Origin of the sequence: Nocardioides luteus, from assembly GCF_014648595.1 — a bacterium.
GTDB lineage: Bacteria > Actinomycetota > Actinomycetes > Propionibacteriales > Nocardioidaceae > Nocardioides > Nocardioides luteus.
In genome coordinates this window covers 1-12951 of sequence record NZ_BMRK01000011.1, presented here as the reverse complement: position 1 = coordinate 12951, position 12951 = coordinate 1, and the positions used below count along the sequence as shown (strand labels likewise).

Genomic DNA, 12951 nt, shown 5'->3' with positions numbered 1-12951 from the left:
GGAAACCCAATTTCAGTAGTCGCTACCGCATGACCTCTGGCTCATGCTTGCGGAGCGAGAGCGAGACAGCGACGAGGAGGACGATGGACATGGCAGCCATGATCCCGAGCGCGAGGAACCAATGGCTGGTCATGTGATACCAGATCGGGTCGATGCGGTCAGGGTCATTTCGGTCTCGGAACATCAGGTTCATCGTGAGCGTGGTGCCGATCCCGCCGAGACCCCAGCGAGCCGGCATGAACCACGAGAACCAGTTGGCCGGTGACCCGAGCAGCGAGAAGAGGGTGCCGCCGAAGACGATCTGGAAGATCGCGTAGACGACCAGCATCGACATCGTCTGCTCGGAGGTCTTCACCGCTGCGGAGATCAGCAGACCGACGATCATCGAGGTGACGCCGAGGAAGATCACCGGGACCGCCAGCTCGAGGATGGTCAGCGGGCCGAGCACCAGCCCCTTGTCGGGCAGCTCGCGGACGGAGCAGGCGATCAGCGTCATCACCAGGCACTGGACCGACGTGATCGCGCCCAGCACGAGGACCTTCGAGGCGATGTACGCCGACCGGGACAGCCCCACCGCGCGTTCTCGTTCATAGATCGACCGCTCCTTGATGAGCTCGCGCATCGAGTTGGCACAGCCGGTCAGGCAGGCGCCGATGGCGAGGATCATCGCGATCACGGTCGCGGTCGTGTTGGGGACGATGTTGCCGAGCTCGTCCGGTTTCAGCGGGAGCAGATCCTCGCCCGGCTGGATGATCAGCGAGACCAGGCCGAGCACGACCGGCAGGCCGACCATCTGCAGGACCAGGCCGCGGTCGGCGGTGATCACCGAGAGGTATCGCCGCACCAGCGTGGCGACCTGCTGCAGCCACGACTGGCCCTTCTGCCGCTTGGCGGCCGTGGCGACGTCGGCGTGCGCCGGCGGGACCGCGTCGACGTCGGCCACGTAACGCTGATACTCGCTCGACTGGTGCCACTTGCCGCCCCAGTCGGCGTCGCGGTGGTTCTCGAAGTCGGCGAAGACGTCGGCCCACTCGTCGCGACCGAAGAACGGCAGCGCGCCCTCAGGCGGGCCGTAATAGCCCATCGCACCACCAGGAGCCATCACCAGCACCCGGTCGCACAGGTGCAGCTGAGCAACGGAGTGGGTGACGACCAGGACGGTACGCCCGTCGTCGGCGAGGCCGCGGAGCAGGCGCATCACGTCGCGGTCCATCCCGGGGTCCAGACCGGAGGTCGGCTCGTCGAGGAGGATCAACGACGGCTTGGTGAGGAGCTCGACGGCGACCGAGACGCGCTTGCGCTGACCGCCGGAGAGCGAGGTGATCTTCTTGTCGGCGTGGACGTCGAGCTTGAGCTCGCGCAGCACCTCGCTGATGCGCTGCTGCTGCTCAGCGGCCGATACCTCGGCGGGGAACCTGAGCTTCGCGGCGTACTGGAGACCTTCGGTGATGGTGAGGTCGCGGTGGAGGATGTCGTCCTGCGGCACCAGGCCGATGCGCTGGCGCAGCTCGTCGAACTCGGCGTAGAGGTTGCGGTCGTCGTACTCCACCACTCCCTCGGTCGCCGGCTGGTAGCCGGTGAGCGCCTTGAGCAGGGTCGACTTCCCGGAGCCGGACGGCCCGATCACGCCGACCAGCGACTTCTGCGGCGCGCGGAAGGAGACGTCGCGCAGGATCTGCTTGCGCTTGTCGCCCTTGCCGACCACCACCGAGAGATGGCGGGCGAGGAAGTCGACCTCGCCGGTGTCCTGGTGGGCGACGAGCATGCCCTGGTGGAGCCGGAAGGTGGTGTGGCCGACGCCGACGATCGACCCCGGCTGCAGCGGCGCGGTGTAGCCCTTCGGCATCCGGGCGCCGTTGATGAAGGTGCCGTTGCCGGCGCCGAGGTCGCGTGCGATGACCGAGCTGTCGGGGTTGGTGACGATCTCGACGTGGTGGCGCGAGACGAGGAGGTCGTCGGCGATCACCAGGTCGTTGTCGGCGGCGCGGCCGATCCGGATGGTCTGCCCGGGGACCAACGGCCGGGGCGGGATTGGCACGCTCCCCTGGTGTGCCTGGCGAGCCGCCGCTGAGGCCGCGAGGACGTCGCCGTCACCGGCCATCATCGTGGCCAGGTCGTTGCTGCCCGTCGAGCCCGCCGAGCCGGCTGAGTCCGTCGATCCCGTCGCCGGGGGCGGCGGTGGTGGCGGACCGGGCGGGCCGTCCGCCGGCGGCGGTGGCGGCGGGCCGGCCGGCGCGGAGAGCACGTCGACGCGTACGCCCGGGTCGGGGGCGTCCTCCGCGCCGCCGAACCAGACGACCGAGCCGGGGACGATGGCGACGCTCTCCCCCGTCCGGATGCGGGCGCCGTCGACGAAGGTGCCGTTGGTGCTGCCGACGTCGGTCAGCACCCAGCCGTCACTGGCGTACGCCATCTCGCCGTGTCGCCACGACACCAGGCTGTCCTGCAGGGACAGGCCGGCGTCCGGGTCACGTCCGATCGTGTGGTTGGTGCCGTCGGCGAGGCGCCGCTCCTGCCCGTTGACCCTCACCACGAGTTCCGCCGCCATCGGGTCCTACTTCTCCAGGAGCTTCATCAGGTCGACGTCGTACTCGAACTTCGGCTTCGCCCCGTCGATCGAGGCGATCCGCACGGTGAGCCCGATCTCCCGGTCGCCCACGACGGTCAGGGTGCAGTCGGCCTCGCCACCCACCTCGAGCGGCATCCCGCCAGGGCAGTCGACCTCCTTGGGGCGCAGCCCGACCTTGTCGGCGATCCCGTCGGAGACCGCCTCCTCGACGGTCTTCTCCGGGACCTTGGCGCCGCACGCGGTCAGCACGCCCGCGACGCCACACACGACGCCGATCGCGACCGAACCTCTGGCCGCACGGCGTGCGGACATGGTGAACCTGCTCATCGTGACTCGTCCTTCCGAGATGGAGCTCAACAGTAAAGGCCGCTCGGCTCGAGAGAGACCAGACACGAGTAGTAGGTGTGGTCGTCCTTGAACAGCGGAGTGACGATCTTGCCCGGCTGGAGGCCCTTCGGGCTGCCCGCGAAGACCGCAGGATAGCCGTTGATCGAGACCGCGACCACGTCCGTGAAGTGGTCGCCGTTGACGTCGGCGGGGACCACCGAGCTCCACGCGAACGTGCTGATCGCGCCCGCGTTCCGCTGGGTCCGCTTCCACTTCTTGCCAGACAGACGGTAGACGTCGAACCAGCCGTAGACCCCCAGGTGGACCCATTCGTCGACTCCGTCGCCATCGACGTCGGCGGCGATCCCGCCCAGCCTGTCGAGGTCGCCGTTGGCGGTCGCACGGTCCTGGTAATTGACGTCGGCCTCGTTGACCCCGAAGACCGGCCCTTCGTTGAACGCCTTGCCGTCGGACAGCAGTGCCTGGCCCGAGTAGTTCCCGACCTTGCTCGGAGCGCTCAGACCGTAGAGCAGGTCGGTCTTCCCGTCGCCGTCGAGATCACCGACGTGGAACGCCCACGGATCGGTCGCGTCAGTCGTGGTCGGGATCGCGGTCTGATAGGCGGGGACCGGGGTCTCCCACTGACCGCGCTCCTTCTGGAGCGCGAGGCTGATCTGCACGGACGTCCGGTCATCGGAGCGCACGGCGAAGGCGACGTCGTTGTGACCGTCGCCGTCGAAGTCACCGCAGTAGGCACCGTCGATCCGGTCGAACCCGACCGGGATCTGCTGGCTCTTGCCGGTCTGGAGGTGGAGGCCGTAGGTCTGCGGGCCGTCGAACGAATACTCGTTCGGAGCACCGATGTCTGCCTTCTCGTCGCCGTCGAAGTCGCACATGATCCGGCCGCTGGTCGCGAACCGGTAGCCCCAGGACGCCCACGATCCCGGCCTCTGCGGCGTGAACTTCTTGCCACCGTCCGAGAGGTAGAAACGGCGGGTCTTCTCGTCGACGGCGACGACGAGGTCACCCTTGCCGTCGCCGTTCACGTCGCCCACGATCGGGCCCTCGACCGGGATCTTCTTGCGCTCGACCGCGCTCGCCTTCTCGGCGGCGGGCGGGCCGTCGTCGAAGACGATCATCGTCGTCACCAGCACGACCGCCACCACGACGACGAGGAACGCACCCGCGATGCTCAGCGCCGGCCCGGCGAGGTTCCGCTTCCTGGCGCGCGGCACTCGCCGCGCAACAGGCAGCTCGCCCGGCGGCGGCACCCATGCCGGCGGCGGCTCCCACGGTCTCGCGGCCGCCGCCACCACGTCGATGCGGACACCGTCGTCGGCGCCGCCGACGCTCAGCGACGTCCCCGGCACGAGGGTGACCGCCGGGGTGCGCTGCCCGGCAACGTACGTCCCGTTGGTGCTGTTCAGGTCGGTGAGCACCCACGCGTCCTCGACGACGGTGATGGACGCGTGGCGGGAGGAGACGAGCTCGCTGCTCACCAGCAGGTCGGCGCCCTGCGCGCGCCCGAGCGTGTAGGTGTGTCCCGGTTGGAGGCGCCACTCACGGCCCTGCGCCTTCAACACCAGATCGTTCGTGGCCCCCCGGCTCGTCATCTCAGATCATTTCTTCGTCGGCGACCACTCGACCACGGTCGAGATCAGGGGTGCGACCTGGCCGGACCGCGGTCGGACGCTGTCGACCTTCTTGTCGCTCACGGTCACCGTCGGGTTCATCACGATCGGAACCACGATCGAGTCCTTGACCAGCGTCTTCTCGATCTCGACGCGTACGTCGCGGGCCGCGTAGGGGTCGGCGGTGCGAGCCAGCTCGCCGATGAGACGATCCCGGTCGCGGTCGCCACCACCGGTCGCGTTCTGGCTCCCCTTGCTGCCCCACTGCGCGGAGATCTCCTCCGGCGTCTGCGGGATCGGGATGCGCACGAGCGCAGCGTCCCACCTCTTGCCCGAGGTCACCCGGTCGGCCGAGGAGGCACCGCAGCTGGTCGCGGACCAGCCCTCGTCGTCGACGACGTTCGCGATGGTCTCGTAGGCACCCGAGGCGAACGCGCTGGACTTGTCGAAGGCCACGCACACCTTGGCGCCACGCGGCGCCTTGGCGTCCTCGGAGGCCCGGAACTTCGCGGAGAACCCGGAGTCCTCGGTGGCGATCTGATAGCCCTCGCCGCCCGGCGGGAAGAGCATCACGTCGGTGGCCTCGTACGCCTCGGCCCACTCGCCTGCACCGCCCTCGGCGATGTCGCCGCGGGGCACTGCGCGCAGGAACGACGTGCGGGTGTTCTTCTTCCTGAAGAGACCGCGGTCGGTGCGCAGCACCAACGCCCACATGGTGCCGTCGTGGGCGGTCGCGACGCCGTAGTCGCGGCGCTCGAGGTCGCGCACGGGCTTCCGGTTGTCCTTGGTCGGCGTGACCTGGACGACGTCGACCTTCTCCCCCAGGCCGGCCAGCGCGTCCGCGCTCGCCGGCGTGAGGCGTACCTGCTCGTAGGTGGGCCTGGCCTCGCCCGTGTATTCGGGGTTGACCTCGAGGTCGATCTCCTGGCCGGTCTCCCCGGCCTCGATCTTCGCGACCCGGTAGGGGCCGCTGGAGAGCAGCGCCTCCTCCGGCGCCTTGCCGTCCTCGGCGACCGCGAACGCCTCGCTCCACGCCTTCGCGATCTTGCGGAGCTTGGCGGTGTCGGACTCCTCGATCGCGGTCTCGACGACCTCCTTGGCCTCGATCGGGTCCTCGATCTTCAGCGCCTTCTGCCCGACGACGTGGGCGGGCACGGCGACGTCGAGAGCCGTACGCCAGTCGACCACCGGCACCACGAGCGGGACCTCGATGGCTCGGGCGCCCTCGTCGACCTCGGGGATGTAGGCGCTCTTGGACAGGCCGGTCGTCACCGCACCGAAGTCGACCTCGCCGCCGGGGCTCCCCTTCTTCGGCGTACGGAAGTAGTTCGAGGAGGCTGCCCAGGCGAGCATCAGGTCGGCGGTGTCGATCGGCACGCCGTCGGACCAGCTCGGCTCAGCCAGGTCGTAGCGCACCCGCGGCTGCTTGCCGTCCTCGATGGTGACCTTGCCGAAGCTCTCGTCCAGCTCGACGGTGTCGTCGATCAGGGTGCCGAACGCTCCGCGCGTCAGCGAGGCGATGTCGAGGTTCCCGTCGGTGACGCTCGCGGCGCTCGCCGGGTTGGTGCTCGTCAGCGTCCCGGACCACGAGACCGTGACCTCGGTGCCCTCCTCGACGGATGGCGGCAGATCGCCCGAGCAGGCGGTTGCGACGAGCGCCAGGCTGGCGACGGAAACGAGTCCCGCTCGACGACGTGCCCCAGGATGCACCTTCTAGTCCCCTCTCCGAGACAACGGACGCCCAGATCCTAACGATCGCCGGCGGAGACCTGCTACCGACGTAGCCGGTCTCCGCCGACGGCGGTGTCTGCCTCGGTCTCCAGCTCGCAGATTAGGGTGTAGGCCCTCGACCTCCTCCCGATCTGAGCGGGGGCGCGCAATGGAGGACATCTTTGGTGCCGTGCTGGTCGCACTCGCGGGTGCTGCCGTCGCAGCGGCCGGCTTCTTGAACCTCCCCTCCGCTCTGCACCGGGCTCGTTCCAGCCGCACGTGGGCTCGCACCACCGCGCGCATCACCAAGGCGTGGAAGGAAAACATCAGCGGCCAGCCAGGCAACACCAGGCATCACGTCAACTACACGTTCGTGGCCCCCGAGACCGGCGGCAGCTACTACGGACACAGCGAGGGCGGCGCCCCGGGTATGAAGACCGGCGACGAGATCGGCGTGATGTACGACCCCGCTGGACCCCACGACAACGAGCTGCCCCTGAACCGCTTCGAGCGGTGCTTCTACCCGTTCGTCTTCAGCTTCCTGGCGCTCTTCGGCGTAGCGCTCAGTCTCTGTGGCCTGATCGCTGCGATCGTGATGATCGCCTCCTGACCACCGCCGCCGACCTATCTCAGAGCGGACTTCGATCGAGTTCATCAGCGTCTGCATACGACACGATGTTCTGCGATCGCAGCGTCGTCAGCGCAGCGCGCCTGCTGCTTCTGCGGATGTCATCTCTCTGTCGCAGTTGAAACCTAGTAGACCCACTTGTCACTCGCGTCGAACTCACGCCACCCCACGTGCCGATACTCGAGCACCCGGCGCCACTCCCGCTCGTCCAGCCCGTCGAGCTCGCACCAGTAGCCCAACGGCATTTCCCGAAGCCGGATCTGGTCTCCTTCATCGAGGTCGACCAGGCGGCGACGGACGAGGATCTCGAGCAGCCGGTCACGTGCCGCCTTGGCCCGCGCCCGCTTGTCCGAGCTTCGAGGCCCCCGCTTGGGCGGCTTCCTGCTCTTCGCGCGTCCCTCCGGCTTGGACATCAGTTCCAGAGCCAGACAGACCAACCCGACGACCGCTGCGGCGAGCACCAGAACGGACAGCCACGGAATCCCGGCCACGTTCGCGAGCCGTATCAGGACGTACGACGCACCCGATGCGACGACACAGACCGCGGCCGTCGCGACGCTCACCACGCTGCGGCGCCTCGTCTCCCACCACGCGGAAATCATGATCAGTCCCATGAGGGTGGCTACGCCGAATGCGATCCTGGCGAACCACAGCAGCCCCTCGCCGCCAGCGTCTCGACCGGCAGCGATCGCGAGCAGTGTCAATCCGAACAATGGCGCACCGAAAAGCGGCAGCGCGAGGAAAACCATGAACACGACGGCCACGATCCCCACGGTCCTGACTGCGAGAGTCCCAGGCAGCGGCGGGTATTGGCGCTCGAGCACTGCTGACTCCGCGTCGCCCCAGTTCATGGGCTGTGCGAAGCGAGCGGTGCTCGCCCACGCGTCCACCGAGTGACGCGCCCATTCCTCCCGGGCTGAATCCGCCTTCTCGGCCCACGCCATCACGCCTTTCGGCGGCGTCGTCATCGTCGGCTCCTTACGAGTCGTCGCGCGGAGCTGACCACTCCGGGTTGACCGACAATGCCGTCACGCGGGCGTCCTTCGTCGGGAAGTCGACATCCTTCACAGCGATCTCCAGTGCGACGGAAGCCTTCCCCGTCGTGAGGTCCGTACGCACAAGGCTCAGCTCGGTCAGCTCTGTCCAAACACGATCTCGGTTACGGCTCTTGACCCCTCGCTTGTGCAGGTCTCTGTCGGTGGTCACCGTGTAGGCGGCGTTCGATGCGTACTCGAGCACCTCCCCGTCCAGCCCGATCTCACCGTTCAGAACTCCGAAAGATGGGCGGAGCGACGTTGCACGTCGCTCCGCCCCCTACGATCAGGCTCAGCCGCCGGCGAGCTGCGAGTCCAGGTCCTGGATCGCAGTGGCCATGTCACGCAGAGCCTGCGCCATGTCCTCCACACCAGCGATGGCGTCCTTCAGACCCGTGGTCATCTCGGTGTAGCCGTCCTGGAACTTGCCCGACGCCTTCTCCGTCTTGAACCCGTCCTGGACCAGCTCGTCCACGTAGCCCTGGCACTCGTCCAGAGCCGACTCGATCGTGTCCTTGCCCTGGTCGAGCTTGTCGGCGGTGCCGGTCATCTCGTCGTATGTTGCCCCGAAGTCACTCATCGATCATTGCCTTTCCCGCGATGTCATTGCGTGGCGCCCCGTCGGGACGCCGGTCGTCACCGTATTGCACGCGACGCGGAGTAGTGAAGCGCAAATTCCAAGTCCGTGTCACTTCCATTGAGCGCTCAGATCACGACCACTCTCACGACCTGCGAGGTTGCCCTGGCAACCTGGAATTTCGCTGATGATCTGGCACCTGCCGATAGCCCGCCGTCATTGCCGACGGCGCAGCGGATTCAGAGCCCCAACCCCGAGACGACAAGCACCCCGCCGATCACGAAGACGACGACAGAGAAGACGAGAAGCAGATAGAGCCATGTCATAGACGATGCCTCGCTGATCTCGGGCTGCTCCGGGTTATACATCACCGCGATCTTGGAGTTCCGTTTCGGCTCTCGGAACCAGGGAGTATCGGTGCCAGTCCTCTGCTGCCCCGATGAATCGACGTACTGATAACGGACCGTGGTCTGCGTGTTTCCTGACGTCTGTCGCTTGGTTTTCACCGAGGTGACTGTTCCCTCGACATGTGCCCATGTGCGTCGACGACTCCAGGTGCGCACAGTCATGATGAGCGCAACCGGGAGGGTGAGCGCTAGGCACACCCCGAAAATGACCAGGCTCAACGACTCCACGTCAGGCTCCCTCTCGCTCGTCGCGACCCGCGCGTCACGCGTGTCCGTCCAGCTCGCGCCAAGATCCGATCGGCATGTCGAGCATCGCTGGGATGTCGATGTCCTTGTCGCTCACGACACCGCGCTTGACCAGCACCTCGAGCACCCTCGCGCGGACGTTGTTGTAGCTGCGATCTTCAGGACTCTGCGGACGCAGAGCCCGCGGCGTGTGCCTGCGCCATTCCTTGGAGCCGGCTAGAACTGCGAAGAAGACGAGCACGCCGGCAACAGCTGCCCCAAGCACGAGAATCCGCAGACCCCCACCAGCCAGATCGGCGACATCCGTCTGCAAGAGAAGCAGCCCGACGAGAGAGGACCCTCCAGCGATCGCGGTGACCACCAAGTCGATCCACCGGCGCCGACGTCCTCCGGACCTCCACGTCTCGAACGTGGTGAGCGCAACGAACAGGGCGACCAGGAACGCCGCGAACGCGGCGCGTCCCCATGCCTCCGTGTCGGAGATCGCACCCCCGACTCGGGCGACGAGGATCCCGAGCCCGAACAACGGGACCGCATAGAGGATGACGCCGATGGCATAGAGAGGAAGGCCCATGACAGGGTTGGGGCCAGCCGCAGGCTCGCCATCCGGTGCGGGTCGGCGCAGGATCTCAGCCTCGACATCGCCCCAACGCAACGGTGTTGCGAACTCCGTCGTGCGTGCCCACTGAACGATTTCATCCCCGCCGACCGAACGGTCAGTCATAACCTCGGTTGCTCCACTTCGTGTTGAGTTACGAAATCAGCCGTCACTGTACTGGGGGCTGCCATGTCACCGTCGACACGCACGAGTCGAACAGGAACTTCGTGGACACGACGTACGGGTCCTCACCAGACATCTCGAGCGGAGTGCTGAGCCCGGCAACGATCTGCAGGGCCCGTCGCCGCTTGGTCCCAGGGACAGGGATGAGATAGGTGACAGTGCGACTGACGATGGAGTCAGCACCCAGCTTGATGTGCTTCTCCTGCTCGTATCGCAGAGTTCGTACGTCTCCCATCAGTGGCGTCGCACCGTAGTTCACGATGAGATTGCGGGCCAGATCGTCGAGACTCGAGCCGGGTTCCGGTCGCCGGATCGACGCAACCATCGAGGCCGGCATCCAGAGGGTGGACGGATCCTGATCCGTGGCGACGAAGAATGCGAAAGCACCGTTCTGGCGCATGTCGTCGAACGACCGCTTGAGCATGCGACGGGTCTCGGCATACAACTCCGGCCTGTGTTCCTGCATGAGGCGGCGCTTCAGACCCGAGACCATGGTGTCGAAGGTCTGATCATCGACCTCTCGCCTCGACCATCCGGGGGGAAGCTTCATGTCGAAGTCGGGGTCGGGCATGACGCCCAACGACTCACGTAGGCTGTTCATGCGCTCTCCTCGAATCGCCATGGACCATCTTCCAACACACCTTCGAACGCGACCGACTGGAAGGCCTCCTCAGTGTCCGGTCGCACCAGGCGAAGGCTGTGCAGGAGCGCCAGCACCCCGCGCAGCGCGTAGACGGTCAGAGGTTCGAAGGCTTCTGCCAGGCTGACCACCAACGTCGACGTCTCATTACGGAAGATGAAGTGGACACCGGAGAGTTCGACGTCCGGCCCTCCGTCGTTGGGCAGAGCACGCTTCGTGGAGCACTGGATGCCCGAACCGATATGTGGCGCCTCGAAACGATGGACGACCGCGTCGCTGTCGAGCCAGTCCGGCATCTCGGCCGTGGGGTAGACCCCGATGTGGCAGGTCGCGGCGTCGCCATTGAGGGGTGGCCACACTTGAAACACTGCGATCGAGTCGGTGGCGTCCCGCTCGGCGAGAGCGGAGAGCAACGTCTCATGTACTTCGGCCTGCCCCATGGGCTGGCCATCCCAACCCGATTCGCCGATCAGTTCACCCGCCGCGGCGGCGATCCACTCTCTCCGCTCGTCGGGCCCCAGATCGCTCGGGATGAAAAGCCATCCGGGGACCTCGACCTCCTCTACGAGGTCGAGAGCCCACACATTGTCCGTCATCTCATTGCCTCAGCTCTGGTCAGCCGACCCAACCCGGAAGCTTGGGTGCGTTCGGAATGTCGAAACCGGGAAGCCGGTCGATCTTGTCATAGTTGCCGAGCGCGCCCGTGGCCGACGAGATGGCGAAGTCGAAGGCAGCAAGGTTCCTGACCGCGCTTCCGTTTCGCGTCGCAGCGAACTGGGCACCCTCCCAGAGGGCCTTGTGAGAGCGGTAGACACTCTTGAAGCCTTCGTTGCCGAAGATCAGCTTGTTGAAACCGTTCCCAGCACCTCGATACTTGAACGCTCCGATGAGCCCGTCCTTGTAGAAGAGCTTGGGGTTCTTGATCGCATTGGTCAGGCCCTTGCACGCCGTGAACTTGCCGAGCAGAGCCGACTTCGCCGCGGCCTTGTTGAAGTGTGCCAACTTTCCGACCGTGGTGAGCTTCCCAAAAGGAATGACGCCCAAGGCGGCCATGAATATGTCTGTTTTATTGGCCTCACCGTTGGCATACTGTCCGATCACCGCGGCGAGGTAGATCGCGCCCGCGACCAGCGCGATCGTGGCGAGGATCGGCCCACCGATGATCAGAGCGGCGATGGCCACGACGGCCGTGACGACAGCGAAGACGTCGGCGATATCCGACCAGAAGCTGTCCTCGATCTTTCCAGACGTGCCGTCGGTGATGCCGTTCGTCGCAGTGTCGAACGCGTCCTCCCAGACGTCATACCAGGTGTCGAAGGTCTCGGCTTCGCTCTTCCACTTGTTGTAGGCGTCCTTCTTGGCCTTGTTGTCCGCGGCCTCCTCTTTGTCGGTGCCTCCGATGCCCAGGAAGCCACCTTCCTCTTCCGTGGTGCTGTCATCCTTGTCACCCGGAAGGCTTTCATAGGTCGACCACAGCTCCTTACATGCATCAGCGCTGTGGTCGATGTTGGGCTTGCACGATTCCAACGCTTCGCCGTACGTCACCAGCACAGGCCCGACCGGCTCGTAGAGCTCACCGGCCTCCCGCAGCTTGTGGTGGGAATCGCCGATGATCTCCTGGAGCTTCTCGATCGCCTGCCCCTGCTGCTGACCGTCTGAGAGCGTGTTCTCCTTCACGGTCTGCAAGGTCGTGGCAGCATCGAGCATCTTCTGGCCGAGGTCCTCGATCTGCTTGCCTCGTGAAACGATCTCACCGGGCGTGCCCTCTACGTGCTTGATCTCCCTGCCCTTGGGAGAGTCTTCCATTCCGCCAAACATCGCCTTGATCTCCTTGTCCCGAGCTACGGCACGCCGTTGCCGCCGCCCCCGCTACTGTCGTGTCACTTCTTGGACTCGAAAGCCAGTGCGGTTTCGCTATCCCAGTTCTCGAACCCGTCGACGACTCCCTTGACGTGCTCCTGCACACCTTTGAGCGCGTCCTTGAGTTCGTCGCGCTTGTGATTCCACCGATCTTCGAAGTCCTCCGCGGCCTCACGGAGGTCGTTCCGGTCGAAGGGATCTCCGATGGCGTCCTCGAGCTTGTCAGCGCGGCTGCTGGCCTGCTCGAACTCTTCGACGATGCTGGTGAGACTCTTGCTCACGGTCTCCAACTCAGCAACCTTGATGTAGACATCAGCCACGGCTGACCGTCCTTCCCGCTCCAAACGAACTGATGACGTACCGGTATCGACCGGTGACGGCACGTCGCGCCGTCACCGAACAGGAACGGCGGGCCAACCCGGTGGGTTGGCGCCGCCGCTCGATGACGCCTGTCAGCCGCCGGCGAGCTGGGAGTCCAGGTCCTGGATCGCGGTGGCCATGTCACGCAGAGCCTGCGCCATGTCCTCCACACCAGCGATAG

Annotated in this window: 14 protein-coding genes; 1 reads left to right on the top strand and 13 read right to left on the bottom strand. The window is 66.1% G+C overall.

Going from position 1 to position 12951, the window contains the following annotated elements; all coding sequences use genetic code 11:
- Positions 1 to 22: 22 nt before the first annotated feature.
- The 4 genes from IEY81_RS14415 to IEY81_RS14400 are packed head-to-tail and all read right to left on the bottom strand — an operon-like array spanning position 23 to position 6237.
- Complete coding sequence (locus IEY81_RS14415; RefSeq protein ID WP_189119182.1) at positions 23 to 2548, bottom strand: ATP-binding cassette domain-containing protein; 2526 nt, start codon at positions 2546 to 2548, stop codon at positions 23 to 25.
- A 6-nt stretch (positions 2549 to 2554) separates the two neighbouring features.
- Complete coding sequence (locus IEY81_RS14410) at positions 2555 to 2896, bottom strand: DUF4333 domain-containing protein (RefSeq protein ID WP_189119181.1); 342 nt, start codon at positions 2894 to 2896, stop codon at positions 2555 to 2557.
- Between the two features lie 26 nt (positions 2897 to 2922).
- On the bottom strand, positions 2923 to 4509 hold the full coding sequence (locus IEY81_RS14405) for an FG-GAP-like repeat-containing protein (RefSeq protein ID WP_189119180.1): 1587 nt from the start codon (positions 4507 to 4509) through the stop codon (positions 2923 to 2925).
- Between the two features lie 6 nt (positions 4510 to 4515).
- Positions 4516 to 6237: an ABC transporter substrate-binding protein gene (locus IEY81_RS14400; RefSeq protein WP_189119179.1), complete on the bottom strand. Its 1722-nt coding sequence runs from the start codon at positions 6235 to 6237 to the stop codon at positions 4516 to 4518.
- A 169-nt stretch (positions 6238 to 6406) separates the two neighbouring features.
- On the opposite strand from IEY81_RS14400, the gene IEY81_RS14395 reads away from it, so the two are divergent.
- Positions 6407 to 6847: a DUF3592 domain-containing protein gene (locus IEY81_RS14395; RefSeq protein WP_189119178.1), complete on the top strand. Its 441-nt coding sequence runs from the start codon at positions 6407 to 6409 to the stop codon at positions 6845 to 6847.
- 143 nt (positions 6848 to 6990) lie between these two features.
- On the opposite strand, the gene IEY81_RS14390 is transcribed toward IEY81_RS14395, so the two are convergent.
- The 9 genes from IEY81_RS14390 to IEY81_RS14350 form a co-directional block, all read right to left on the bottom strand.
- The gene (locus tag IEY81_RS14390; protein ID WP_189119177.1) at positions 6991 to 7833 is read right to left on the bottom strand and encodes a hypothetical protein; all 843 of its coding nucleotides are present in this window, start codon (positions 7831 to 7833) and stop codon (positions 6991 to 6993) included.
- Positions 7834 to 7843: 10 nt separating this feature from the next.
- On the bottom strand, positions 7844 to 8104 hold the full coding sequence (locus tag IEY81_RS14385) for a hypothetical protein (protein ID WP_189119176.1): 261 nt from the start codon (positions 8102 to 8104) through the stop codon (positions 7844 to 7846).
- An 87-nt stretch (positions 8105 to 8191) separates the two neighbouring features.
- On the bottom strand, positions 8192 to 8479 hold the full coding sequence (locus tag IEY81_RS14380; protein WP_008356172.1) for a WXG100 family type VII secretion target: 288 nt from the start codon (positions 8477 to 8479) through the stop codon (positions 8192 to 8194).
- Positions 8480 to 8715: 236 nt separating this feature from the next.
- A complete protein-coding gene (locus tag IEY81_RS14375) occupies positions 8716 to 9111 on the bottom strand; it encodes a DUF3592 domain-containing protein (RefSeq protein ID WP_189119175.1) in 396 nt (131 codons plus the stop codon).
- 34 nt (positions 9112 to 9145) lie between these two features.
- Positions 9146 to 9853: a hypothetical protein gene (locus IEY81_RS14370; RefSeq protein WP_189119174.1), complete on the bottom strand. Its 708-nt coding sequence runs from the start codon at positions 9851 to 9853 to the stop codon at positions 9146 to 9148.
- Between the two features lie 43 nt (positions 9854 to 9896).
- On the bottom strand, positions 9897 to 10511 hold the full coding sequence (locus IEY81_RS14365; protein ID WP_189119173.1) for a protein TPRXL: 615 nt from the start codon (positions 10509 to 10511) through the stop codon (positions 9897 to 9899).
- Positions 10508 to 11146 carry a hypothetical protein gene (locus IEY81_RS14360; RefSeq protein ID WP_189119172.1) on the bottom strand — a complete coding sequence of 213 codons (639 nt, stop codon included), beginning with the start codon at positions 11144 to 11146 and terminating at the stop codon, positions 10508 to 10510. The genes IEY81_RS14365 and IEY81_RS14360 overlap by 4 nt, the downstream gene beginning before the upstream one ends.
- A gap of 19 nt (positions 11147 to 11165) precedes the next feature.
- Positions 11166 to 12356, bottom strand: coding sequence for a hypothetical protein (locus IEY81_RS14355; RefSeq protein ID WP_189119171.1), 1191 nt, complete (start codon positions 12354 to 12356; stop codon positions 11166 to 11168).
- A 74-nt stretch (positions 12357 to 12430) separates the two neighbouring features.
- Complete coding sequence (locus tag IEY81_RS14350; protein WP_189119170.1) at positions 12431 to 12730, bottom strand: flagellar protein FlgN; 300 nt, start codon at positions 12728 to 12730, stop codon at positions 12431 to 12433.
- Positions 12731 to 12951: the final 221 nt, after the last annotated feature.

Coding starts and splice junctions, on each gene's coding strand:
- IEY81_RS14380 (WP_008356172.1), bottom strand. CDS start 8,479: ATGAGTGACTTCGGGGCAACATACGACGAGATGACCGGCACCGCCGAC.
- IEY81_RS14390 (WP_189119177.1), bottom strand. CDS start 7,833: ATGACGACGCCGCCGAAAGGCGTGATGGCGTGGGCCGAGAAGGCGGAT.
- IEY81_RS14410 (WP_189119181.1), bottom strand. CDS start 2,896: ATGAGCAGGTTCACCATGTCCGCACGCCGTGCGGCCAGAGGTTCGGTC.
- IEY81_RS14360 (WP_189119172.1), bottom strand. CDS start 11,146: ATGACGGACAATGTGTGGGCTCTCGACCTCGTAGAGGAGGTCGAGGTC.
- IEY81_RS14415 (WP_189119182.1), bottom strand. CDS start 2,548: ATGGCGGCGGAACTCGTGGTGAGGGTCAACGGGCAGGAGCGGCGCCTC.
- IEY81_RS14395 (WP_189119178.1), top strand. CDS start 6,407: ATGGAGGACATCTTTGGTGCCGTGCTGGTCGCACTCGCGGGTGCTGCC.
- IEY81_RS14370 (WP_189119174.1), bottom strand. CDS start 9,853: ATGACTGACCGTTCGGTCGGCGGGGATGAAATCGTTCAGTGGGCACGC.
- IEY81_RS14365 (WP_189119173.1), bottom strand. CDS start 10,511: ATGAACAGCCTACGTGAGTCGTTGGGCGTCATGCCCGACCCCGACTTC.
- IEY81_RS14405 (WP_189119180.1), bottom strand. CDS start 4,509: ATGACGAGCCGGGGGGCCACGAACGATCTGGTGTTGAAGGCGCAGGGC.
- IEY81_RS14355 (WP_189119171.1), bottom strand. CDS start 12,356: ATGGAAGACTCTCCCAAGGGCAGGGAGATCAAGCACGTAGAGGGCACG.